We start from the raw sequence: 21750 nt of genomic DNA, 5'->3' as shown, positions 1-21750 counted from the left end.
GACACCCATGCGGGACGCGTACCACGAGGAACTTGACTCGATCGGCGAGGGCCTGGTCGAAATGGCCCGCCTTGTCGGGTCGGCGATCGGGCGCGCCACCACGGCCATGCTCGACGCCGACCTGAAGCTCGCCGAGAGCGTGATCGCGGCCGACCAGAAGGTCGACGATCTCCAGCACGACCTGGAGGCCAGGGCCATAGCCCTGCTGGCCCGCCAGCAGCCGGTCGCCACCGATCTGCGCATCGTGGTGACCTCCCTGCGCATGAGCGCCGACCTGGAGCGCTCGGGCGACCTCGCCCAGCACGTGGCCAAGCTGACCCGGCTGCGCTATCCGGAGCGCGCCGTGCCGCACGACCTGCACGCCACCATCCTGGAGATGGGCCAGCTCGCCCAGCGCCTGATGGCGAAGGCCGCCGAGGTCATCATCACCAAGGACGTCGACCTGGCCCTCCAGCTGGAGCAGGACGACGACGAGATGGACCTGCTGCACCGCACGCTCTTCCAGCACCTGATGGACGACCGCTGGAAGCACGGCATCGAGACCGCGGTGGACGTGACCCTGCTCGGCCGCTACTACGAGCGCTTCGCGGACCACGCGGTGTCCGTCGCCAAGCGCGTGGTCTACCTGGTCACCGGCGAACACGCCGACGAGCTCCAGGCGGCCCCGCAGGTCGAGGGGGCCTGACCCCGGGGGCGGCGGGTGCGGCCGTACGCGGCTGAACGCGCCCGCCCGCGCCGACCGGCCCGGAGCTCCAACAGGCTTGCACGCATGCGCCGTTGACGCGCCCGCTCCCGTGGGCATGCAATGAGCGAAGGCTCCTTGCGTCTGCCTACCCCCGGGAGGGACCCATGGCCGATTCGCCCACGACCGAACCGCGGCAGGAAGCACCCGTCACCCCCGTCGAAGTGGTCCGGCTGCCCCTGATCGGCGCCTGCGGCTGCGGCTCGGGCTGCGGCTGCGGCTGCCAGTCGGGCGCACCCTGCCAGTGCGGCGGCTGAACGCGCCTGATCGGCGCCTGCGGCTGCGGCTCGGGCTGCGGCTGCGGCTGCCAGTCGGGCGCACCCTGCCAGTGCGGCGGCTGAACGCGCTGTTTTGAGCATGAGGAAGGGCCCCGCCCACGGTCGGGCGGGGCCCTTCCTCATGACCTCAGGGGCCTCATGACCTCAGGGGCCTCAGGGCCTCAAGGTTTCGACCGGGTCACTTCACCGTGACGGTGACCGTCGGCGAGGTGACCTCGTCGTACTTGACCCGCAGCTCCTGCTTGCCCTTGTCGTTGAGCTTGGCGTCGAGCGAGTAGCTGCTGCCCTGCTTGACCGTGGTGCTGGCCTGCAGGGTCGTCCACTTGTTGCCCTTCTTGTGCTGCAGCACGAGCTTGCTGCCTATGGGCATGCCCTTGGTGCGGCCGGTGAACGTCACCTTGTCGCCGGCCTTCACCGACGTCGGCGTCGCCTTCACGGTGATCGAGGCGGTCGACTTGGAAGCGGACGCGGACGCGGACGGGCTCGGCTTGGCGCTGGTGGCGGCCGAGGCGACGGTGCCGGCCGCGCCGGCGGTCAGCAGGGCGGCGGACAGCGCACCGGCCGCGAACGTCCGGGCACAACGGCTGCGCAGGGTGGCTTTCACGTTGGTCTCCTGTCTTGGCGGACTCCCCCAGGTGATGCGCGGTTCGCCGCCCGGAGCCGGAAGGGGTAGGTGCTCGCGGTGGGCGAAATGCGCCTTTCGAGGCTATCCACGGTGCGCGCAGATGGCGACCGGAGAGGGTGCGGCCCACTACGGTGCGTAACGCGAAACCCCCCGCACCGCGGAAAACCGCAGGCGGGGGGCGTGGGGCACGTCGGGGCGTACCGGGGCGTTACTTCTTCTTGCCCTGGTTCTTCACGGCCTCGATCGCGGCGGCGGCCGCGTCGGGGTCCAGGTAGGTGCCGCCCGGCTTGACCGGCTTGAAGTCGGCGTCGAGCTCGTACACGAGCGGGATGCCGGTCGGGATGTTCAGGCCCGCGATGTCGGCGTCCGAGATGCCGTCGAGGTGCTTGACCAGCGCGCGCAGCGAGTTGCCGTGGGCGGCGATCAGGACGGTCTTGCCGTCGAGCAGGTCGGGGACGATGCCGTCGTACCAGTACGGCAGCATGCGCGTGACGACGTCCTTGAGGCACTCGGTCCGCGGGCGCAGCTCCGGCGGGATCGTCGCGTATCGGGCGTCGTCGCTCTGCGAGAACTCCGTGCCGTCCTCGAGGGCGGGCGGCGGGGTGTCGTACGAGCGGCGCCACAGCATGAACTGCTCCTCGCCGAACTCGGCGAGCGTCTGCGCCTTGTCCTTGCCCTGGAGGGCGCCGTAGTGGCGCTCGTTCAGGCGCCAGCTGCGGTGCACCGGGATCCAGTGGCGGTCCGCGGACTCCAGCGCGAGCTGGGCGGTGCGGATGGCGCGCTTCTGGAGGGAGGTGTGCAGCACGTCGGGGAGCAGGCCGGCGTCCTTGAGCAGCTCACCGCCGCGCGCCGCCTCCTTCTCGCCCTTCGGGGTGAGGTTGACGTCCACCCACCCGGTGAACAGGTTCTTCTCGTTCCACTCGCTCTCGCCGTGGCGGAGGAGGATCAGCTTGTACGGTGCGTCGGCCATGCGTCCGAGCCTAATCGACGTTCCGCGGCCCCCGCGCGCGCGGGGACACAGGTCCCGACCCGTCTCGATTGACGGACGCCGTCAATTCAGTGGCCCCCGGGAACGGGCCACTTGTAACGTGCGGCCATCAGCAGCACCACTTACGCGAGTGACACAGTTCCGGGGGAAGCCGCATGTCCGTCGACCGTCTGAGGCGCGCCGCACGAGAGTCCGTCTCGGGTCTGCCCCGAGAGTTCTGGTGGCTGTGGACCAGCACGCTGATCAACCGGCTCGGGGCTTTCGTCGCCACTTTCATGGCGCTCTACCTCACCCTGGACCGGGGCTATTCGGCCTCGTACGCGGGACTTGTGGCCTCCCTGCACGGGCTCGGCGGGGTCGTCTCGTCGATCGGCGGCGGCATCATGACCGACCGGCTCGGCCGCCGCCCCACCCTCGTCATCGCCCAGACCTCGACGGCCTTCTCGGTCGCGCTGCTCGGCTTCATGACGGATCCGGTGGCGATCGCGGGGGTGGCCTTCCTCGTCGGCATGGCGAGCAACGCGTCGCGGCCCGCGGTGCAGGCGATGATGGCGGACATCGTGAAGCCCGAGGACCGCGTCCGCGCGTTCTCCCTCAACTACTGGGCCATCAACCTGGGTTTCGCCGTCTCGTCGACGACGGCGGGCTTCATCGCGCAGTACAGCTACCTGGCGGGCTTCCTCGGCGAGGCGACGCTCACGCTGGTCTGCGCGATCGTGGTGTTCCTCAAGCTGCCGGAGTCCCGCCCCGTGCGGACCGCGGTGGAGAAGGCGGCCGAACCGCCGATCGGCATCGGCACGGTGCTGAGGGACGGCCGGTTCATGGGCGTGGTCGGCCTGTCCTTCCTCATCTCCCTGATCTTCCAGCAGGGTTACGTGGGACTGCCGGTCGCGATGGGCACGGACGGCTTCTCCAGCGCGGACTTCGGCCTGGCGATCGCGGTGAACGGCGTCCTCATCGTGGCGGTGCAGATCCCCATCACCCGCTTCATCCAGCACCGCGACCCGCGCCGCCTGCTGATCGTCTCGGCGCTGCTCGCGGGCTACGGCTTCGGCCTGACGGCGTTCGCGGGTTCGGTCGCGGTGTACGCCCTGACGATCTGCGTCTGGACCCTGGCGGAGATCGTCAACGCCCCCACCCAGACAGGCCTGGTGGTCCGCCTCTCCCCCGTCCACGGCCGGGGGCGCTACCAGGGCGTCTACACGATGTCGTGGTCGGTGGCGGCACTGGTCGCTCCGCTGATGTCGGGGTACGTGATCGACCACTTCGGCGGTCAGTGGCTGTGGGCGGCGTGCGCGGTCCTGGGTACGGCGGCGGCCCTGGGGTACTGGCTCCTGATGCGCGGCCTGTCCCCGGACCAGCCGTCGGCCGGGGAGCAGAACGCGGACACGGCTGCCGGGCGGGTCGAGGTCCGGGCGGATTCGGCGGTGTGAGGGAGCGCGCGGATTCGGCGGTGTGAAGGGGCGGGCGGCCCGCGCTCACGGGCGGGGGGTCTGCTCCGCCCCGCCCGTCAGCCGCCCGAACGCCTCCAGGTTCCGCGTGGACTCGCCCCGCGACACCCGCCATGCGTACTCCCGCTTGATGGCGGAGGCGAACCCCAGCTCAAGCAGGGTGTTGAAGGCGCCGTCCGCCTCCTCCAGGACGACCCCGAGCAGCCGGTCGAGTTCGTCCGGGGTGACGGAGGAGAGCGGGAGCTTGCCCGCCAGGTACACGTCCCCGAGCTGGTCGACCGCGTAACTCACCCCGTACAGGCGGAGGTTGCGTTCGAGGAGCCAGCGGTGGACGGCCGGCTCGTTCTCGTCGGGATGGCGCACCACGAAGGCGTTCACGGAGAGGGAGTGGCGGCCGACCCGCAGCGAGCAGGTGGTCGAGAGCTTGCGTGTGCCCGGCAGGGTCAGGACATACGTTCCGGGCTCCGGGGACTCCCACGAGAGCTCCGCGTCCTTGAGAGCCGCTTCGATGACCTGCCGCACGTCAGCCATGACGCGAGCCTACGCGAAGCCCCCCGGCCCGGCCGGAGCCGCCTCAGCCGTGCGAGCGCACCCGCCGCCGGTGCTCCTGCATCGCCGCCGTGTACACGTCCGCCGTCGCCGCGGCGGCCGTGCCCCAGCCGAAGGACTGGGCGTGCCGGGCGGCCGCGTCGCCCATCCGCCGGACCAGCTCGGGGTCCCGCACGAAGCGGTGCAGCGCGCTCGCGTAGTCCTTCGGGTCGTGGCCCCGCACCAGGAAGCCGGTCGAGCCGTCCCGCACCGCCACCGGCAGGCCGCCGACCGACGCCGCGACCACCGGCGTGCCGGCCGCCTGCGCCTCGATCGCGACCAGCCCGAACGACTCGCTGTACGAGGGCATGACCAGGACGGACGCCGCCCGGAACCAGTCCGCGAGCCGGTCCTGGCCGACGGGTGGCTTGAACCGTACGACGTCACTGATGCCGAGCTTGGCCGCCAGCTTCTGCAGCCCCTCCGGCTTGGCCAGGCCGCTCCCGGACGGCCCGCCCACGATCGGCACGATCATCCGCGTACGCAGCGAGGGGTCCCGCTCAAGGAGTTCGGCCGCCGCGCGCAGCAGGATGTCCGGCGCCTTCAGCGGCTGTATGCGGCCCGCGAAGAGCGGGATGAACGCGTCGCGCGGCAGCCCGAGCCGGTCCCGGGCAGCGGTCCTGCCGTCCGCCGGGCGGAAGCGGTCGAGGTTGACGCCGGGATGGACGACGGCGACCTTGCCGGGGTCGGCGTCGTAGAAGCGGACGAGTTCGTCGGCCTCCTCGGCGGTGTTGGCGATCAGCCGGTCCGCCGCGTTCACGATCTGCGTCTCGCCGATGACCCGCGCGCTCGGCTCCGGGGTGTCGCCCTCGGCGAGCGCCGCGTTCTTGACCTTGGCCATGGTGTGCATGGCATGGACGAGCGGCACCCCCCAGCGTTCGGCGGCGAGCCAGCCCACGTGGCCCGAGAGCCAGTAGTGGGAGTGGACCAGGTCGTAGTAGCCGGGCCGGTGGTGGGCCCAGGCCTGCATGACGCCATGGGTGAAGGCACAGAGCTGGGCGGGCAGCTCCTCCTTGGCGAGCCCTTCGTAGGGCCCCGCGTCCACGTGCCGGACGAGCACCCCGGGCGCCATCTCCACGGCGGGCGCGAGGCCGCCCGTGGTGGCCCGGGTGAAGATCTCGACCTCGATGTTGATCGCGGCCAGTCGCTTGGCGAGCTCGACGATGTACACGTTCATGCCGCCCGCGTCGCCCGTCCCCGGCTGGTGCAGCGGGGAGGTGTGCACGCTGAGCATGGCGACCCGGCGCGGCTTGCGGTGGCCGCCGGGCAGCCGGAGCCTGGGCGGCCCCGCCAGGGTGCCGGCGAACCGGGACACGTACTGGCTCACGTCGAGGCCCTCCTCGGCTCGGGGCACTGCCTTCGGACGTGGAGCGGGCACGCGAACACGCCCCTCCAAAGCCCCGAACACCGGAATCCGCCCTTTCATTTCCACTTTGCCAAAATGTTGCCGGATCCCTCGGCCAGGCCTTTTCGGGGCGGCGTCCGTCGTCGAGGGACGGGACCCGGCGGCGCGGCGTCGCCGCAGGTGGGCGGGGCGGGGCGGGGCGGCGGCCCCGGCGCCTACCCTCGTTCCATGGCTCCACCCGCCCCGCCCGCGAAGCGCCCCGTCGGCACCGTCACCCGCGGCACCACCAACCCGAACCGGCTGCGCCGCATGGACCGCTGGATCGCCGACGCACACGGGGCCGCGCTGCGCCGCGCGGCCGCCCCGGTCGCCGTCGACCTCGGGTACGGGGCCGCCCCCTGGACCGCGGTGGAACTGCTCCAGCGCCTGCGCACCGCGGCCCCCGCCATCTCGGTGGTCGGCATCGAGATCGAGCCGGCCCGGGTCGCCGCCGCCCGGCCGTACGAGCGCGAGGGCCTCACCTTCCGCCACGGCGGCTTCGAGGTGCCGCTGGCCGAGCCCCCGATGCTGATCCGCGCGGCCAACGTGCTGCGCCAGTACGACGAGGCCGAGGTGGCCGCCGTCTGGGCCCGGCTGTGCGCGCGGCTCGCGCCCGGCGGGCTGCTGGTCGAGGGCACCTGCGACGAGATCGGGCGCCGCCACGTATGGGTCGCCCTGGACCGCTCGGGCCCGCGCACCGTGACCTTCGCGACCCGGCTCGGCTCCCTGGAGCGCCCCTCCGACCTGGCCGAGCGGCTGCCGAAGGCGCTGATCCACCGCAATGTGCCGGGCGAGCCGGTGCACGCCTTCCTGCGGGACTTCGACCGGGCGTGGGCGGCGGCCGCCCCGTACGCCTCGCTCGGTGCGCGGCAGCGGTGGATCAGGTCCGTACGGGATCTCTCGGCCGACTGGCCGGTGGTGGACGGCGTACGGCGCTGGCGCCAGGGTGAGATCACGGTGAACTGGGCTGCGCTCGCGCCCCGTTGAGCCCGCCGTTGCGCCCAAGGCCCACGTTCCGACCGGCGCCGCAGCGGGCCTTGTTCGCGTCGTCGTACGAGTGAACTCCCGTGGCCGGTGGAACGCGTGGAGCTCCGCGTTCGTCACACGAGAGGGATGCGCGGAGGAACGCGCAGGGGGATGTGCCCGCTCCGGTGCCCTTGCGCCTCTGTCGTTTTGACGGAGGCCGTGGCAGCATCGCGGACACGGTGTGATGTTACTGACGGTAAATCACATCCAGACTGACCGGTGTTCCGGTGTGGGGCCGGGGTTGGCTGGAGGGGGAGTTGACAGTGCTGAAGAAACGCCGGTTGGCGGCCGCGATCGCCTTGGTGTGCGCCTTGACGGCGCTGGCCGCGCCGGGCACGGCGTTCGCCGACCCGACGCCCAACGCGTCGGCCACGGCGCCGGCGCAGCCGCGGACGCTGGACGAGGTGGGCAAGGAGATCGACGACCTCTACCGCCAGGCGGCCACCGCCACCGACGCGTACAACCTCGCCGAGGAGCAGACCAAGCAGCAGTCCGCGCAGATCGTCCAGCTGGCCCAGGAGATCGTGAAGGGCCAGGAGAAGATCAAGCGCCTGAAGGACCAGGCGGGCGCCACCGCGCGGATGCAGTACCGCAACGGCGGCCTGCCGCCCGGCGCGCAGATGATGCTCAGCGGCGACCCCGAGACCTTCCTCGACGGAGCCGACGCGCTGCGCCAGGGCCAGCAGGCGGCCCAGGGCCTGCTGGGCGAGCTGAACCGCACCCAGGCCGACCTGGCGGCGTACAGCAAGGACGCCACCGCCCAGTGGAAGAACCTGGAGGACAACCGGGTCAAGAAGGAAGCCGCGAAGAAGGACATCACCGAGAAGATCGCGGCGGCCGAGAAGCTCCAGTCCCAGCTCAAGGAGCAGGAGAAGCAGCGCCTGGCCGAGCTGGAGCGGAAGAAGGAGTTCGACTCCCAGACGGCCTGGCTGAGCACGGGGATACTGAAGGAGATCAACGCCGGCGCGAGCGAGCAGGGCAAGAAGGCCGTCAAGTTCGCGACCGACCAGATCGGCAAGGCGTACGTCTGGGGAGCCGCGGGTCCCGACACCTTCGACTGCTCGGGGCTCACCTCGCAGGCCTGGCTCGCGGCCGGGCACCCGATCCCGCGGACCTCGCAGGAGCAGTGGGCACAGCTGCCGCACGTCGCGATCAAGGACATGCGCCCCGGCGACCTCATCATCTACTTCGCCGACGCGACCCACGTCGGGATGTACATCGGCGACGGCGCGATCGTCCACTCCCCCCGGCCCGGCCGGAACGTGACGATCACGGGAGCGGGCACCATGCCGATCCTCGGCGTCGTACGCCCCGACAAGTAGCCACCCCATAGCGGACAAGCCGGGCATCCGCGTCCCGCCGCGCGCCGCGCCCGTCCGGGCGCCGCGCCGTCGGCCGGGCCGTCCGGCGCGTCCGGGCGGGCAGTTCCGGGGCGACCGGGCGGGCAGTTCCGTACCGGCGGTACGGGCAACCCGCAACTTCCTGGGGCCCGGACAAATGAGGCATGAGGCATATGCCAACCGGCCTCCGCCGATCACGTGTCGAACGCCATTCCGTCCCGCCCCTGGATGACGCTAGGGTCCCGGCTGGTGGGGCGCCGACCGGCGCTCCCCGCGCCCTCGGGGGGAGGGAAGGATTCCGGAACCGACGATGCCCGCATCCCAGCACGTACCCGTACCGCACCAGCGAGCCGCACCGGAGGCCCCCACGGGCAGCGCGGCAGACACCCCGCTCAACCTGCTGGTCATCGAGGACGACCCGACGGGCACCTTCACCGTGCACGAGCTCCTCGACTCGGCGGGCACCCGGGTCCGCATCCGCACCGCCCGCAACCTCACCGAGGCCGAGCGGCTGCTCACCGACGACATCCACTGCATCCTGCTCGACCTGGCGCTGCCCGGCCGCGACCCGGACGACGAGCTCGACGCCCTGCGCCATCTGCTCCTCCTCGCCCCGCGCCACGCCGTGCTGGCCCTCACCCCGTCCACCCACGCGGAACGGGCGGCGGAGGCGGTCCGGGTCGGCGCGCAGGACTATCTGTTCCGCGACGAGCTGGACGGCAGGCTGCTCAGCCGCGCCATCCGGTACGCGGTGGAGCGCAAGCGCGCGGACACCGCCCAGTACAAGCTGGCCGAGTCGCGGCTGCGCGCCCAGGAGAACGCCCGCCTGGAGCGCGGTCTGCTGCCGACCCCGCTGCTCGACGGCTCGGACCTGCGCTTCGCGGCCCGCTACCGCCCCGGCCGCTCGCGGGCGCTGCTCGGCGGCGACTTCTACGACACGGTGCGCACGCCCGACGGGACCGTCCACGCGATGATCGGCGACGTCTGCGGCCACGGGCCCGACGAGGCGGCGCTCGGGGTCGAACTGCGCATTGCCTGGCGGGCGTTGACCCTCGCGGGGCTGTGCGGCGACGAGCTGCTCTCGACGCTTCAGGAGGTGCTGGAGCACGAGCGCGACAGCGAGGAGATATTCGCGACGCTGTGCACCGTCGACATCGCCCCCGACGGCCGCAGCGCGGGCCTGTGCCTGGCCGGGCACCCCTCGCCGCTGATCGCGCTCGACGGCCGGGCGCAGCTGCTCCCGTACGAGAACGGCGGCCCGGCCCTCGGCCTGCTGCCGCGCGCCCGCTGGCCGCGCCGCCAGGTCGAACTCGGCCGGGAGTGGGGCCTGTTGATGTACACCGACGGCCTCATCGAGGGCCGCACCGGCGAGGGCAGCCGACGGCTGGGGCAGGACGGCATGCTGGAGATGATCAACAGCCAGCTGGCGTCCGGGCTGCGCGGCGAGTCACTGCTCGAAGCGGCGGTGACCCGGGCCCGCGAGCTCAACGGCGGCGAGCTGACGGACGACGTGGCGGTGGTCCTGCTGGAGCGCAAGCGCGCGGACCGGGCCGGGCTCCCCGCCTGAGGGGCTACCGCCCGCCGTTGTAGGGCCCGTACGGACCGTCGCTGCTGGAGCCGCCGCCGCGGCGGCCGCCCCGGCCACCGCCGGAGACCTGCCGGAGCGCGGGCCGCACGTCGACCATGAACACGATCGACGCGACGAGCCCGGCGAGCTGCAGGAACAGCACCGGCACGACCAGGTTCACCACGACCGTGATGCCGAGGATGATCAGCCAGAACGGCTTGGTCTGCTTGTCGGCCGCGCGGTACGCGTCCTCACGGGCCACGACGGCGAAGACCAGCGCCACCACGGCGATGACGAGCATCGCGAGATAGAGCAGCGACGTGAGAAGGCTGAATCCCGTGAGCAACATGCCGTGCACCGCCTAGTGAGTCCTGAAGGTCCTGATGAGTACGGAGAGCGTCTCGCGGCCAAGGTACTAGTCCAACGAGGCGGCCACCGCGAAGGTGCCCGCCCCGCGACCTAGTGGGAGAAGCCGGGGTGCGTGGCGTGCTACTCCGCGGACTTGGCGGCGGTCTTCTTCGCCGGGGCCCTGCGCGGGGCGGCCTTCTTCGCGGCGGGCTTGTCGTCGGCGTCGGCCGCGGCGGGCTCGCCCTGAGCGGGCGCGTCAGCCTTGGCGTCGCCCGTGGGCTCCACGGCGCCGGCGATCTCGACGATCTCGTCGGCGGCCTCACCGCGCCACTGCTTGACGACCTCCTGGCCGTGCTCGGCGACCGAGTCGTAGCCCTCGCGGGCCTTGACGGCGTACTCCGCGAGCACGCCCACGCCGCGCAGCGCCAGGTCCTGGGCACCCTCGCCCAGCTTCTTGAAGTCCCCGTCGAGGGCGGCGAACAGGTCGTTCGCACGGGTGGTGACGGCGGCCTGGACCTCCTTGACGCGGGCGGTGGCCTTCTCCTGCACGGCCTTGGGGTCGGTGCGGCGCACCGCCTCGATGCGCTCGGGCGCCTCGGTCTGGATCTTCTCGATCAGCGCCGGGACCTTCTTGGCCTGCTGCCCCGCGTAGTCCGCCGTACCGGCGAGGAAGTAGAGGGGGGTGGGGTCGGTGAGGGTCTTGCGCAGGTCATCGGTGATGGCCATGACTGTCCTCCCGGATCAGTGCTCAGTTGCTCGCTTGAGGGTGGTCGGCATCACTGCCGTCGGCGGCGCTGTCTGTGTCCGTGTCGTCCGTGTCGGCGTCGAGCCCGTTCTCCTTGCGGAAGGACTCGTAGATCTGGAGCAGAACCTGCTTCTGGCGCTCGCTGAGCGAGGGGTCGGCCAGAATGACGCTCCGCGTGCCCGCGGCCTCGGGGGACCGCTCGTCGAGAATCCCGGCCTGCACGTACAGCGTCTCGGCGGAGATCCGCAGCGCCTTCGCGAGCTGCTGCAGAATGTCCGCGCTCGGCTTGCGCAGCCCGCGCTCGATCTGACTCAGATACGGATTGGACACCCCGGCGGCATCGGCGAGCTGCCGCAGCGACAGCTGCGCGTTGCGCCGCTGCTCGCGCAGATACTCGCCGAGATTGCCGACGTTGAGCGATGCCATACCCCGATGGTGCACCCATGTTGCTAACTATTGCAAGCAGACGCTTGCAATAGTGTGCCGCGCCACGTGGGCGATGGGCCTAATCGCCCTGTTGCACCCGGTACGCCCCCGCCCTGGCCGCCGCCGCGGCGGCCGCGGCCGCGCGGGTCGCCGCGGTGTCGTCCAGGGGGTCGCCGCTCACCAGGAAGCGGTAGTAGAGCGGGGCCGAGACCGATCGGATCACTTCCGCCGGGTCGGTGCCCGGCGGGAGTTCGCCGCGGTCGGCGGCCCGGGTCACGCAGGGGGCCCACTCCTCGATGCGGGTGGCGTAGAAGCGGCGCAGGGCGCGGGCCGCGCGGTCGTCGCAGGTGGCCGCGGCGATGACCGCCTTGAACAAGGCGCCCTGCCGGGGATCGGTCAGCGTCCCGACGACGAGGCGGGCGTTCGCCAGCAGGTCGCCGTCGAGCGAGCCGGTGTCCGCCCGGGGCGAGGACTGCTCGGCCATGTCGTCCAGGAGGTCGGCGACCAGGCCCGCGGGGGTGGACCAGCGGCGGTAGACGGTCGTCTTGCCGACCTCCGCCCGCCGGGCGACGTCGGCCAGGTCCAGCCGGTCGAAGCCGTGCTCCGCCAGTGCGTCACCGGCCGCCCGGAGCACGGCCGCCCGCACCCGCGCGGTCCGCCCGCCCGGCCGTACCGTCCCCGGTTCCACGCCCGCCACCGCGACTCCCGTTTCTCGTCCGACCCGGCGTCCGACGCGCCGCCCTCACCCTAAGGGCATCCCGGCACCGTTAGTACGGGCCGTGCGGGATCACCCTTGACTTCAAGCCTGGTCGAGGTTGAAGACTCGCCGTACGGACCGCGCACCGGCGCGGACAACGGGCGGGAGTGGTCGACATGCGGGTGGCACAGGTCAGGGAGTTCGGCGGGCCCGAGGTACTGGTCGCGGCGGAGGTGCCGGATCCGGTCGCCGGGCCGGGCGAGGCCGTCGTGGCGGTCGACCACATCGACACCCTCTTCGTGCAGACCCAGATCCGCGCGGGGGTGTTCGGCGAGTACTTCGACGTCACCCCGCCCTATGTACCCTCCGGCGGCGTGTCCGGCACGGTCACCGCCACCGGCCCCGGCACGGACCCGGCCTGGCTGGGCCGCCGGGTGGCCGTGTCCGGCCGGGCCGACAGCTACGCCGAACTCCTGGCGGCCCCCGCCGACCACCTCTCCCCCGTCCCCGACGGCGTCGGGACGCGCGAGGCGGCCGCCCTCGTCCACGACGGGGTGACCGCCCTCGCGCTGCTCGACACCACCGCGCTCAAGCCGGGCGAGACCGTCCTGATCACCGGCGCGTCCGGCGGCATGGGCACCCTGCTCGTCCAGTTCGCCCGTGCGCTCGGCGCCCGGGTGGTGGGGGTGGCGCGCGGGCCCGAAAAGACCGCGCTGGTACGGGAGTTGGGCGCCGACCACGTCGTCGACGCGACCGACCCGGAGTGGGGACGGCACGCCCGGGCCGCGCTGGGCGAGGGCGGCGCCGATCTCGTCCTGGACGGCGTGGGAGGCCGACTCGGCCTGACCGCCTACGCGTTGACCGCCGACGGCGGCCGCTTCTCCGCGCACGGCGCCCCCACCGGAAACGGCTTCGCGGCCGTCGACCCGGACGAGGCCCGGCGGCGCGGCGTCACCCTGGTCGGCATCCGCGACGTACAGCTGACGCCGCGGCGCCGTACCGAACTGCTCGGCCGGGTCCTTGCGGACGCGGCGGCCGGGCGGCTGCGGCCGGTGATCGGCGCGGTGTTCCCGCTGGAGCGCGCCGCCGAGGCGCACGCCGCGATCGAGGGGCGCGGCCTCGTCGGCAAGGTGCTGCTCACGCCCTGACCCGGGGGCCGGGCCGGGCGGCCCCGGCTCAGAAGGTCGCGCGGATCTCCCCGACCTCGGCGGCCCCGCCGAACAGCGGCGCCCGGCCGATCCGGGTCACCACCGGGCCGTCCACGCCCAGGAGCCGGAGCGCGCGGGCCAGGATCGGGCCGAGCGAACGGGTCGCGCCGTCGTCGACCTTGAAGGCGAGCGCGCGGCCGTCGGCGAGCGCCACCGCCTGCACGGCCTCGGCGCCCATCTTCGACAGCGTCCCGGGCACCTCGCGCATCAGCCAGGTGTCGGGCCGCCGGGTGCCGGCCACGTACTCGGGGTGCGTGCGCATCGCCTCGGCGACCCGGCCCTCGACCGAGTCCGCCCCGGCCGTCGCGAAGGTGCGGAAGGCCCGCGCGAGGCCGGTCAGGCTGATCGCCATGAGCGGCGCCCCGCAGCCGTCGGTGCCGACCGAGACGACCCGCTCGCCGGCGGCCGCCTCCACGGACTCCAGGACCAGCCGCTGGAGCGGGTGCGCCGGGTCGAGGTAGCCGCGGGCGTCCCAGCCGTTCAGCTTGCAGGCCGCGAGCATGGCCGCGTGCTTGCCCGAGCAGTTCATGGTGAGCCGCTCGCGCACGTGGCCCGCCGCCAGGTACGTCTCGGCCTCGGCCGGGTCCAGCGGCAGGTCGGGCGGCGTCTGGAGGTCGTCCGGGGTCAGGCCGTGCTCGGCCAGCATCTTGCGTACGAGATCGAGGTGGAAGCCCTCGCCCGAGTGGCTGGCGGCGGCGATGGCCAGGCGCTCGCCGGACAGCTCAAGACCGGCCCGCAGCACGGCGGCCGCCTGCATCGGCTTGTTGGACGAGCGCGGGAAGACGGGCGCGGACGGGTCGCCGAGCGCGAACTCGACACTGCCGTCGGCCGCCAGCACCACCAGCGAACCCCGGTGATGGCCCTCGACGAATCCGGAACGGACGACTTCGGCGAGGACCGGGGGTATCGGGGACGTCGGGGACACGGCGGTCATGGCGGTGCGGCCTTCCGGACAGGTGACCTGCCCCGGAGGGGTCGCTTCCGGTGCGGGCGGGTCAGGTGAGCAGATCGTCTACTTGTGCTTCACCATCACGGTACCTGCGGGCGATCTCGGCACTGCAATCGTCGGCGGTGCGCTGGAGCTGCTGACGGCGCCGCGAGACCTGCTGCTCGTAGCGGATCAGGCGCCCGGTCGCGGTGTGCAGCTCCTCGTCCGTACGGGCGGCCAGGTCGGACAGCTCGACCTCGGCGTCCATCTCCGCCGCCAGCATGCGGTACTCCTCGCTGCGCGGCGCCGACAGCGTGACGTGCCGGGCCGAGGCGCGGTGCGAGGACGGGGCGTCGGTGAGGATCTCGGCGAGCCGCTCCACCACCGGCGCCTGCGGCCCGGTGCGCCGGGCCAGCTCGGCCCGCAGGATGTCGATCCGGCCGTGCAGCAGCCGCCGCACATAGCTGAGGTCGGCCTCGTCGCGCTGCGACTGCCGTCGCAGGGTGCGCAGCTCGGCGAGCCGGAGCGAGGCCAGATCGTGGTCGCGCTGGGGCGGCAGGGTGCCACCGGCCCGCTGCACGGGCGGCCGCACGGCGGTACGCGGGCTGGTCCGGGTCAGCGATACGGGACCGGGCGACTGCCCGGCGCCTGGTGTGGTCATGCGTCTTTCCGTCCCCTCGACCGGTGCATGGGGTCTCCCCGGGCCCGAAGGGCCGAGGGGAAGCACCGCCTGTACGCATCGTGCCACTCCGGGTACGGCACGTGCAGGTGCACTGCACCCGTTCAGCCGCTCGGAAATCGGACGGGACGGTGTCATAGGTTGGGGCGCATGCGAGCGGTGGTGCAGAGAGTCGACGGCGCGAAGGTCGTCGTGGACGGTGAGACGGTCGGCGAGATCGCGGGCGAGGGGCTGTGTGTCCTGGTCGGAGTCACCCACGGGGACAATCCGGACAAGGCGGCGCAGCTCGCCCGCAAGCTGTGGTCGGTTCGCATCCTTGAGGGCGAGAAGTCCTGCTCGGACGTGAATGCGCCCTTGCTGGCGATTTCGCAGTTCACTCTCTACGGGGACGCCCGCAAGGGTCGCCGCCCCACCTGGAACGCGGCGGCCCCGGGCGAGGTGGCCGAGCCCCTGGTCGACGAGGTCGTGGCCCGGCTGCGGGCGCTGGGCGCGCACGTGGAGACGGGCCGCTTCGGCGCGGACATGCGGGTGTCCCTCACCAACCACGGCCCGTTCACGATCGTCGTCGACGTCTGAGCCCTACGGCTCGACCACGACCTCCTGGGCCGCCGCGGTGCTGCCCGCGAGCAGCTCCGCGTCCACCGGGACGTTCCGCTTGACCAGGGCCAGCGCGATCGGGCCCAGCTCGTGGTGGCGGGCCGAGGTCGTGATGAAGCCGAGCTGGCGGCCCTCGGGACCGTCGGCCGCGAGCCGGACCGGCGTGCCGGAGCCGGGCAGCAGCACCTCGCTGCCGTCCAGGTGCAGGAAGACCAGGCGGCGCGGGGGCTTGCCCAGGTTGTGGACGCGCGCGACGGTCTCCTGGCCCCGGTAGCAGCCCTTCTGGAGGTGAACGGCCGAGCCGATCCAGCCCACCTCGTGCGGGATCGTCCGGTGGTCGGTCTCGAAGCCGAGCCGCGGCCGGTGCGCCTCCACGCGGAGCGCCTCGTACGCCAGGATCCCGACGAGGGGGCCCGCCTGTACGGCGTACTTCTCCAGGTCGGCGCGGGGCAGGAAGAGATCGCGGCCGTACGCCGTCTCGCGCACCACCACCCCGTCCGGCACCTCCGCGATGGACCCGGCGGGCAGGTGGACGACCGCGAACTCCGCGGTGCGGTCGGCGACTTCGACCCGGTAGAAGAACTTCATCGACTCCAGATAGGCGATCAGCTCGCCCTCGGTGCCGGGCTCGACGTGGATCCACACCGTGGTGCCGTCGTCGACGAGGTACAGGGCGTGCTCGACATGACCGTGCGCGGACAGCACCAGCGCTTCGGCGGCCTGCCCGGCGGGCAGCTCGCTGACGTGCTGGGTGAGCAGCAGGTGCAGCCAGCTCAGCCGGTCGTCGCCGGTGACGGTGACGACACCGCGGTGCGAGAGGTCGACGAGGCCGGTGCCGCCGGCGAGCGCGCGCTGCTCGCGGAACAGGTCGCCGTAGTGCGCCGCGACTCCTTCGTCGCGCCCCTCGGCGGGGACGGCGCCGGGCTGGGACAGCAGAGGGCTCTTCATGCGGGCAAGCCTACGACTCGGTGCTCGGAGCCTTCCGGGCGCAGCTGTCGCAGCGCCCGAAAATCGCGAAGTGCTTCATGTCCGTCTCGAAGCCGAAGTCGCGCCGGAGCTTCGCGGTGAAGTCGGCGGCCACCTCGACGTCGGCCTCGATCACCTCGGTGCAGTCGCGGCACACCAGGTGGAGGTGGTGGTGCCGGTCGGCCAGGTGGTACGTCGGGGCGCCGTGCCCGAGGTGGGCGTGCGAGACCAGGCCCAGCTCCTCCAGGAGCTCAAGGGTCCGGTACACGGTGGAGATGTTCACGCCGCCCGCCGTCTTGCGCACCTCGGTGAGGATGTCGTCGGGCGTCGCGTGTTCGAGCACGTCGACAGCCTCCAGGACGAGCTGTCGCTGGGGGGTCAGCCGGTACCCGCGCCTGCGGAGGTCGCTCTGCCAGTCGGTGGTCACCACGCTCCCAGTGTAGGAGCGAACGCGCCGGGCGGGAGGGTGAGTGCGCCGGGTGCGCGCCGGTCGGGGCGGCCGCGCCCCTCGGGGCGCGGCACCGCACCGGCCCACCCGGCCGAGCCCTCGTCCTACTTGAAGAAGGCGATGCCGTCGTCCGGCAGGTCGCCCAGGCCCCGCGCCATCTCCGCGACCTCTTCCGGCGTGACGACCTTCTTCAGGTGCGCCGACATGTAGGGGCGGAGCTCGACGTCGGGGGTCGCCTTCTCGCCGACCCACATCAGGTCGCTCTTGACGTAGCCGTACAGGCGCTTGCCGCCGGTGTACGGGCCGGAGGCCGCGGTGCGGGCGACGGCGTCGGTGACCAGGTCGATCTGCGGCTTCTGGTGGGCGAGCTCGCCGTACCAGACCTCGACGATGCCCTGGTCGCGGACCATGACGACCTCGACCTTGCGGTCCTTGTCGATGCGCCAGTAGCCGGACTCGGACTCCAGCGGCTTCACCTTGTTGCCCTCGGCGTCCAGGATCCAGGAGTGCGAGACGTACTCCAGGAAGTCACGGCCGTCGTGGGAGAAGGTCACGGACTGCCCGAAGTTCGCCTTCTCGGCGCCCGGGAAGTCGGTCACGCCGGCGCCCTCCCACGTACCGAGGAGGAAGACGAGGGGCACGAGGTCGGGGTGCAGGTCGGACGGAATCTCGATCATGAGGGCTGCGATCTCTTCGTTGCGGTCGAGGCGAGCGTCGGGGTCAGCGCTGGCCCTGGTAGAGCTTCTTGACGGTCAGCCCGGCGAACGCGAGGACGCCGACGCAGACCAGGACAAGGAGGGTGGAGAAAACAGCCTCAAGCACGGGGGGCTCCTCGCATGAGCGGGTGTAGGGGCGGACGGGGCCGGCCCCCAGCCTAATGGGTGGGGGCCCGGCCCTCTCTGTGAGGTACGCCGCCGGTGGCGCGCCCCGTCGTACGGCGCCGCGGGCCGCGCGCGGCTCAGCCGAGGAGCTGCTCCTGGAGGACCGTGGTCTGGTGGAAGGGGACCGCGGCGGCGGAGCCCTTCCTCGACTGGACGACCAGCGCCACGATGTCCCCGGCCGCGATGTAGGCGTGCCGGACCTGCACGGGCCCGCTCGGCGCCGCCTCGACGTACACGTCGTGCCGCACGTGCGGGATGCCGTTGCCGGAGATGTAGCCCTCGTCGAGCGAGGACTCGCCCTCGATGTCCGACAGGCGCCTCGGGGCGCTGCCCGTGTTGGAGAAGTACAGCGTGGTGAACGCGTTCTGGTAGCCGGAGCTGTGGAAGCGCACCAGGTAGATGCGGGTGGCCGTGCCGTCCGGCATGGTCCAGCCGCGGGCCGCGATCTGCCGCAGCCCGCCCTGGGCGAGGTCCTGGCGCATGCTGGAGACCCGGTTGTCGGCGCCGAACTCCTGGAGGAACCGGTCGGCGGTGATCCGGCTCCGGTCGCCCTTCAGCGTGGGATCGGGGGTGGACCCCGCCGGGGCCGGCAGCAGCAGCTGCTCCAGGTCGGCGTAGTGGATCATGCCGGGGTTGTCGGCGGCGTACGGCAGCGCGGCTCCCGCCGGGAGCGCGGGCTTCACCAGCTTCGGGTAGGCCCAGCGTCCGTCGTTCCTGGTGGAGAGCCCCGGCACGTCGGTACGCTCCTGGGCCGCGATGCCGTACGCGACCCCGCTGCCGAGCACCCCGAACACGGCCACGGCCGACGTCCAGCGCAGGACCGCGCGGAGCACCCGGCGCTCCTTGCGCGCGGTGGGCGCGGGCGGGTCCTCGGCGGGGCTCTGCCCGGCGGGGGCTGTCAGGTCGGTCAGGTCGCTCACACGGACTCCCCGGGGGACTTGATGAGGTCGAGCTGCTTGCGCAGCAGCCCGGCCGCGCGGCTGGTGTCCAGCGGGGCGGGGGCGTAGGTGTACGTGCTGACCATGACGTCGCCCTCGTAGGCGTTGCAGAACATCGCGTCGAGCTTGAGCTTGTCGTCCTTGGGCAGCAGGAAGCACACGGCGTTGGCGTGGCCGTCGATCCTGGGGCCCGCGCGGAGCGCCTTGAGCGCGTGCGAGAGCTCGCCCTGGAACGCGTTCAGCTTCTTGATCGCCTCGGTGTTCTCCATCCGGGAGAGCCGCATCTCGGTGACGAAGGTGCCGTCGGTGTAGCTGCGCAGGGCGATGCCCTGGACCTTCAGTCCGTCGACCGCCTTGTCGTTCTTCTCGCGCTCACCGGCGGGCAGCCCGCGGGCGCCCTCCTTCAGGAGCGCGGCGGCCTGCTGGGCGCCGAGGACCGAGTCATTGCCGAACTCGCCGATGTCCGGGCCGAGTTGATAGCCCGGGGGCAGCGGAAGCAGTTTGCCGCCGAGCCCGGCGAGCGGGGCGGCCCCGGCCTTGGGCGCGGTGGCGGGCGATCCGCTGGGCTCCGCCCACACGACGGTCGGTGAGCCGCGGTCCGCGTCCGCCAGCGCCCCGAGCCCGAGGGCGGCGCCCCCGGCCACGGCGAGGAGCGCCACGGCGCCGCAGACGAGCGGGACGACACGGCGGCGGGACGGGGCTCCGGCCGCCGTCGCCTCGGGCTCGGCCCCACCGGCCGGAGCGGGGACGGTCTGCGCGTCGGCAGGTTCCACGGGCTCGTTCACAGGCGCTCCAACTGCTGCTTGGCCAGGGCCTGGAGGGCCGGTTCCGAGACGGGGCCCGAGTTGTCGTTGTACTGGATCTCCATGAAGATCCCGTTGCGCCAGGCCAGCGCCCGGCCCTCGTAGAGCGGCTCGTACCCGGCCTCGGTGTGCGGCTTGTCGAACACGTAGGTGCGCCCGTTGTCGCTGCCCGGGACCGGCTTGCCGTAGTTGCCCGCGAACGCCTCCTCGGGCAGGTACTTCTGCTGCTGCCGCGCGTAGTCCTTGGACTTGACCGCGGTGTCGTCGCGGAACTGGGTCAGCGTCACGGTGACGTAGACCTTGCCGTCCTGCGACCAGGTCGTCGTCGCGCTGCGCCGGAACCCGTCGCGCAGGAAGCGGGCGAAGGCGCCGTCGGGATGCTCGTAGTCGGCCGACGCGAGCAGCAGGTCCTGCCAGGTGGGCTGCGTCTCGGTCTTCGCCGCGTCCGGCTTGGCGAGGAGGAGGCGGCGCAGGTCGCCGTCGGACTTCTCGTCCCAGCGGTTGACCGAGACGCCCCGCGCCGTCGTGTTCCGGTCCGCCGGAGCGGTCCTCGACTCCGCGAGTCCCTGCTGCGCGAGCGGGCCGAGCGGCGTCGGCCCGCGCTGGTACTGGACGGCGTACCCGGTGACCGTCCCCGCCAGCACCCCGAGCAGGGCCGCGCCCGCGACGATCAGGGCGGTGCGGCGCCGGGGGCGCCGGGGCGTACGGGGACGGAGGCCGGGTTCTCGGCGCCCGCCAAGGGATCGGCCGGGGCCGGCGGGCCCTGCGCGACCGGCGAGGCGGGGCCGGGCCCGGACGCGCCGGGTGGCTCTGTCGTTGAACTCACGTGTCCCCCCACAGGACTTGAAGCGCGGATTCCGTCATCCGCGGCACACAGCAGACCCATAGCGGCGGGGGGAGGTTGTGGCGCGGCGGATTACAGTTCGGCATATGCCGAACAAGAAGCTCGTGATCAAGGTGACCGCCGGTGCCGACGCGCCCGAGCGGTGCTCGCAGGCGTTCACCGTCGCGGCCGTGGCGGCGGCCAGCGGGGTGGAGGTCTCGCTGTGGCTGACGGGCGAAGCGTCCTGGTTCGCCCTGCCGGGCCGGGCCGCCGAGTTCTCGCTCCCGCACGCCGCGCCGCTGCCCGACCTCATCGAGTCGATCCAGGCGGCCGGGCGGATCACGCTGTGCACGCAGTGCGCGACCCGCCGGGAGATCACCGAGAAGGACGTGCTGGACGGCGTACGGATCGCGGGCGCGCAGGTCTTCGTGCAGGAGGTCATGGCCGACGGCGTACAGGCGCTCGTCTACTAGCCGCGTCCGAGCCGGGCGGGCGGGCCCCGGCGGGCGGGGTTCAGCCGCTCACGGGCGGCGCCGCTTGCCGTCCAGCTCGTCCCACCACTCGTCCGACTTCGGGTCGCCCGACGGATCGTCCCACCAGCGGTCGTCGGGGCCGCGCCGGTTGGCGACCATCGCGGCGACCGGCGGGATCACCATGGCGACCACGCACATGCCCACCGCCACCGGGACCGACCACAGGCGCACGAAGCCCCAGGCGGACACGAAGAGCAGGATGCAGCCGCCCATCATCCAGAAGTAGCCACGCCGACGCCGGGCCAACATAGATCCAGCGTACGACCACCGGCCCGGCCCGGAAACGGTACGAGGCCGACCGGGCGGGGCCGCTGCGGCGCCCGGCGGACGGCACGGAGGGCCGCACCCCATTCCAAGGCGTCCAACCCCCGGGGTGCGGCCCTCCGGCCGGTCCTGCGTGCCGCCGTCGGTCAGACGGCGATGGCGACCTCGGCGAGGCCACCGGTCCGGGCGACGACCGTACGGTCCGCGCTGCCGCCCGGCACCAGGGCGCGCACGGTCCACGTGCCCTCGGCCGCGTAGAAGCGGAACTGTCCGGTGGCCGAGGTCGGGACCTCGGCGGTGAACTCGCCGGTCGAGTCGAGCAGGCGCACGTAACCGGTGACGGGCTCGCCGTCGCGGGTCACCTGGCCCTGGATGGTGGTCTCACCGGGCTTGATCGTCGAGGCGTCGGGGCCGCCGGCCTTCGCTCCACACATGGGCTCTTCCTTACGGTTTACGGTCTGGTACGGCTGGGGGCTG

General features: G+C 72.6%; 28 protein-coding genes. 9 read left to right on the top strand and 19 right to left on the bottom strand.

Annotated elements, in window-relative coordinates; all coding sequences use genetic code 11:
* Positions 1-7: 7 nt before the first annotated feature.
* A complete protein-coding gene (gene phoU / locus DT019_RS24460; RefSeq protein WP_114039048.1) occupies positions 8-685 on the top strand; it encodes a phosphate signaling complex protein PhoU in 678 nt (225 codons plus the stop codon).
* A 164-nt stretch (positions 686-849) separates the two neighbouring features.
* Entirely contained in the window at positions 850-999 is a 150-nt protein-coding gene (locus DT019_RS39740) for a hypothetical protein (RefSeq protein WP_167158121.1), read from the top strand.
* Between the two features lie 199 nt (positions 1000-1198).
* Here the strand turns inward: DT019_RS39740 and DT019_RS24455 are convergent, their stop codons facing one another.
* Both DT019_RS24455 and DT019_RS24450 read right to left on the bottom strand, forming a co-directional pair.
* Positions 1199-1624, bottom strand: coding sequence for a hypothetical protein (locus DT019_RS24455; protein WP_114039047.1), 426 nt, complete (start codon positions 1622-1624; stop codon positions 1199-1201).
* Positions 1625-1853: 229 nt separating this feature from the next.
* Positions 1854-2615, bottom strand: a complete 762-nt coding sequence (locus DT019_RS24450; protein WP_114039046.1) for a phosphoglyceromutase — start codon at positions 2613-2615, stop codon at positions 1854-1856.
* A gap of 173 nt (positions 2616-2788) precedes the next feature.
* Here DT019_RS24450 and DT019_RS24445 point away from each other — a divergent pair, with 173 nt between their 5' ends.
* Positions 2789-4066 (top strand): MDR family MFS transporter, encoded by a 1278-nt coding sequence (locus DT019_RS24445; protein WP_114039045.1) that lies wholly within the window; start codon positions 2789-2791, stop codon positions 4064-4066.
* 45 nt (positions 4067-4111) lie between these two features.
* Here DT019_RS24445 and DT019_RS24440 read toward each other — a convergent pair whose 3' ends face one another.
* On the bottom strand, positions 4112-4615 hold the full coding sequence (locus tag DT019_RS24440) for a YbjN domain-containing protein (RefSeq protein WP_114039044.1): 504 nt from the start codon (positions 4613-4615) through the stop codon (positions 4112-4114).
* A 43-nt stretch (positions 4616-4658) separates the two neighbouring features.
* On the bottom strand, positions 4659-5999 hold the full coding sequence (gene mshA / locus DT019_RS24435; RefSeq protein WP_114039043.1) for a D-inositol-3-phosphate glycosyltransferase: 1341 nt from the start codon (positions 5997-5999) through the stop codon (positions 4659-4661).
* 246 nt (positions 6000-6245) lie between these two features.
* Between mshA and DT019_RS24430 the strand changes: the two genes are divergently transcribed.
* From DT019_RS24430 to DT019_RS24420, 3 genes are all read left to right on the top strand, one after another.
* Positions 6246-7043, top strand: a complete 798-nt coding sequence (locus tag DT019_RS24430) for a class I SAM-dependent methyltransferase (protein WP_114039042.1) — start codon at positions 6246-6248, stop codon at positions 7041-7043.
* A gap of 305 nt (positions 7044-7348) precedes the next feature.
* Positions 7349-8404 carry an NlpC/P60 family protein gene (locus DT019_RS24425; protein WP_114039188.1) on the top strand — a complete coding sequence of 352 codons (1056 nt, stop codon included), beginning with the start codon at positions 7349-7351 and terminating at the stop codon, positions 8402-8404.
* 328 nt (positions 8405-8732) lie between these two features.
* The gene (locus DT019_RS24420) at positions 8733-9989 is read left to right on the top strand and encodes a PP2C family protein-serine/threonine phosphatase (RefSeq protein ID WP_114039041.1); all 1257 of its coding nucleotides are present in this window, start codon (positions 8733-8735) and stop codon (positions 9987-9989) included.
* 4 nt (positions 9990-9993) lie between these two features.
* Here DT019_RS24420 and DT019_RS24415 read toward each other — a convergent pair whose 3' ends face one another.
* The 4 genes from DT019_RS24415 to DT019_RS24400 all read right to left on the bottom strand — a co-directional run bounded on the left by DT019_RS24415 (position 9994) and on the right by DT019_RS24400 (position 12196).
* Positions 9994-10338: a DUF2516 family protein gene (locus DT019_RS24415; RefSeq protein ID WP_114039187.1), complete on the bottom strand. Its 345-nt coding sequence runs from the start codon at positions 10336-10338 to the stop codon at positions 9994-9996.
* Between the two features lie 140 nt (positions 10339-10478).
* Complete coding sequence (locus tag DT019_RS24410; RefSeq protein WP_114039040.1) at positions 10479-11063, bottom strand: hypothetical protein; 585 nt, start codon at positions 11061-11063, stop codon at positions 10479-10481.
* A gap of 22 nt (positions 11064-11085) precedes the next feature.
* Positions 11086-11508: a helix-turn-helix domain-containing protein gene (locus DT019_RS24405; RefSeq protein WP_114039039.1), complete on the bottom strand. Its 423-nt coding sequence runs from the start codon at positions 11506-11508 to the stop codon at positions 11086-11088.
* A 79-nt stretch (positions 11509-11587) separates the two neighbouring features.
* Positions 11588-12196: a TetR/AcrR family transcriptional regulator gene (locus DT019_RS24400; RefSeq protein WP_114039186.1), complete on the bottom strand. Its 609-nt coding sequence runs from the start codon at positions 12194-12196 to the stop codon at positions 11588-11590.
* Between the two features lie 185 nt (positions 12197-12381).
* On the opposite strand from DT019_RS24400, the gene DT019_RS24395 reads away from it, so the two are divergent.
* Positions 12382-13353: a zinc-binding dehydrogenase gene (locus DT019_RS24395; protein WP_114039185.1), complete on the top strand. Its 972-nt coding sequence runs from the start codon at positions 12382-12384 to the stop codon at positions 13351-13353.
* Between the two features lie 28 nt (positions 13354-13381).
* On the opposite strand, the gene DT019_RS24390 is transcribed toward DT019_RS24395, so the two are convergent.
* Both DT019_RS24390 and DT019_RS24385 read right to left on the bottom strand, forming a co-directional pair.
* Positions 13382-14347, bottom strand: coding sequence for an asparaginase (locus DT019_RS24390; protein WP_114039038.1), 966 nt, complete (start codon positions 14345-14347; stop codon positions 13382-13384).
* A gap of 61 nt (positions 14348-14408) precedes the next feature.
* Positions 14409-15002 carry an ABC transporter substrate-binding protein gene (locus DT019_RS24385; protein ID WP_114039037.1) on the bottom strand — a complete coding sequence of 198 codons (594 nt, stop codon included), beginning with the start codon at positions 15000-15002 and terminating at the stop codon, positions 14409-14411.
* A 168-nt stretch (positions 15003-15170) separates the two neighbouring features.
* Here DT019_RS24385 and dtd point away from each other — a divergent pair, with 168 nt between their 5' ends.
* Complete coding sequence (gene dtd / locus DT019_RS24380) at positions 15171-15596, top strand: D-aminoacyl-tRNA deacylase (protein ID WP_114039036.1); 426 nt, start codon at positions 15171-15173, stop codon at positions 15594-15596.
* Between the two features lie 3 nt (positions 15597-15599).
* Here the strand turns inward: dtd and DT019_RS24375 are convergent, their stop codons facing one another.
* From DT019_RS24375 to DT019_RS39735, 7 genes are all read right to left on the bottom strand, one after another.
* Entirely contained in the window at positions 15600-16565 is a 966-nt protein-coding gene (locus DT019_RS24375) for a YgfZ/GcvT domain-containing protein (protein WP_114039035.1), read from the bottom strand.
* A 10-nt stretch (positions 16566-16575) separates the two neighbouring features.
* A complete protein-coding gene (locus DT019_RS24370) occupies positions 16576-17013 on the bottom strand; it encodes a Fur family transcriptional regulator (RefSeq protein ID WP_114039034.1) in 438 nt (145 codons plus the stop codon).
* A gap of 122 nt (positions 17014-17135) precedes the next feature.
* Complete coding sequence (locus tag DT019_RS24365) at positions 17136-17708, bottom strand: FABP family protein (RefSeq protein WP_114039033.1); 573 nt, start codon at positions 17706-17708, stop codon at positions 17136-17138.
* Between the two features lie 281 nt (positions 17709-17989).
* Positions 17990-18832: a hypothetical protein gene (locus DT019_RS24355; protein ID WP_223279736.1), complete on the bottom strand. Its 843-nt coding sequence runs from the start codon at positions 18830-18832 to the stop codon at positions 17990-17992.
* Positions 18829-19635, bottom strand: a complete 807-nt coding sequence (locus tag DT019_RS24350; protein ID WP_114039032.1) for a hypothetical protein — start codon at positions 19633-19635, stop codon at positions 18829-18831. Before DT019_RS24350 ends, DT019_RS24355 begins: the two co-directional genes overlap by 4 nt.
* Positions 19632-20297 carry a hypothetical protein gene (locus DT019_RS24345; RefSeq protein ID WP_114039031.1) on the bottom strand — a complete coding sequence of 222 codons (666 nt, stop codon included), beginning with the start codon at positions 20295-20297 and terminating at the stop codon, positions 19632-19634. The genes DT019_RS24350 and DT019_RS24345 overlap by 4 nt, the downstream gene beginning before the upstream one ends.
* A gap of 26 nt (positions 20298-20323) precedes the next feature.
* Entirely contained in the window at positions 20324-20479 is a 156-nt protein-coding gene (locus tag DT019_RS39735) for a hypothetical protein (protein ID WP_189389894.1), read from the bottom strand.
* A 104-nt stretch (positions 20480-20583) separates the two neighbouring features.
* Here DT019_RS39735 and DT019_RS24340 point away from each other — a divergent pair, with 104 nt between their 5' ends.
* Positions 20584-20949, top strand: a complete 366-nt coding sequence (locus DT019_RS24340; protein ID WP_114039030.1) for a DsrE family protein — start codon at positions 20584-20586, stop codon at positions 20947-20949.
* Positions 20950-20997: 48 nt separating this feature from the next.
* Here DT019_RS24340 and DT019_RS24335 read toward each other — a convergent pair whose 3' ends face one another.
* Together DT019_RS24335 and DT019_RS24330 are read right to left on the bottom strand one after the other, a co-directional pair.
* Positions 20998-21258 carry a DUF3099 domain-containing protein gene (locus tag DT019_RS24335; RefSeq protein ID WP_114039029.1) on the bottom strand — a complete coding sequence of 87 codons (261 nt, stop codon included), beginning with the start codon at positions 21256-21258 and terminating at the stop codon, positions 20998-21000.
* Between the two features lie 161 nt (positions 21259-21419).
* Positions 21420-21707, bottom strand: a complete 288-nt coding sequence (locus DT019_RS24330; RefSeq protein WP_016644785.1) for a DUF1416 domain-containing protein — start codon at positions 21705-21707, stop codon at positions 21420-21422.
* Between the last annotated feature and the right edge of the window lie 43 nt (positions 21708-21750).

It is taken from the genome of Streptomyces sp. SDr-06, assembly GCF_003324565.1.
Classification (GTDB): Bacteria; Actinomycetota; Actinomycetes; order Streptomycetales; family Streptomycetaceae; genus Streptomyces.
Note: the sequence above shows the minus strand (reverse complement) of the source record. Positions and strands in the feature narration are given on the sequence as shown.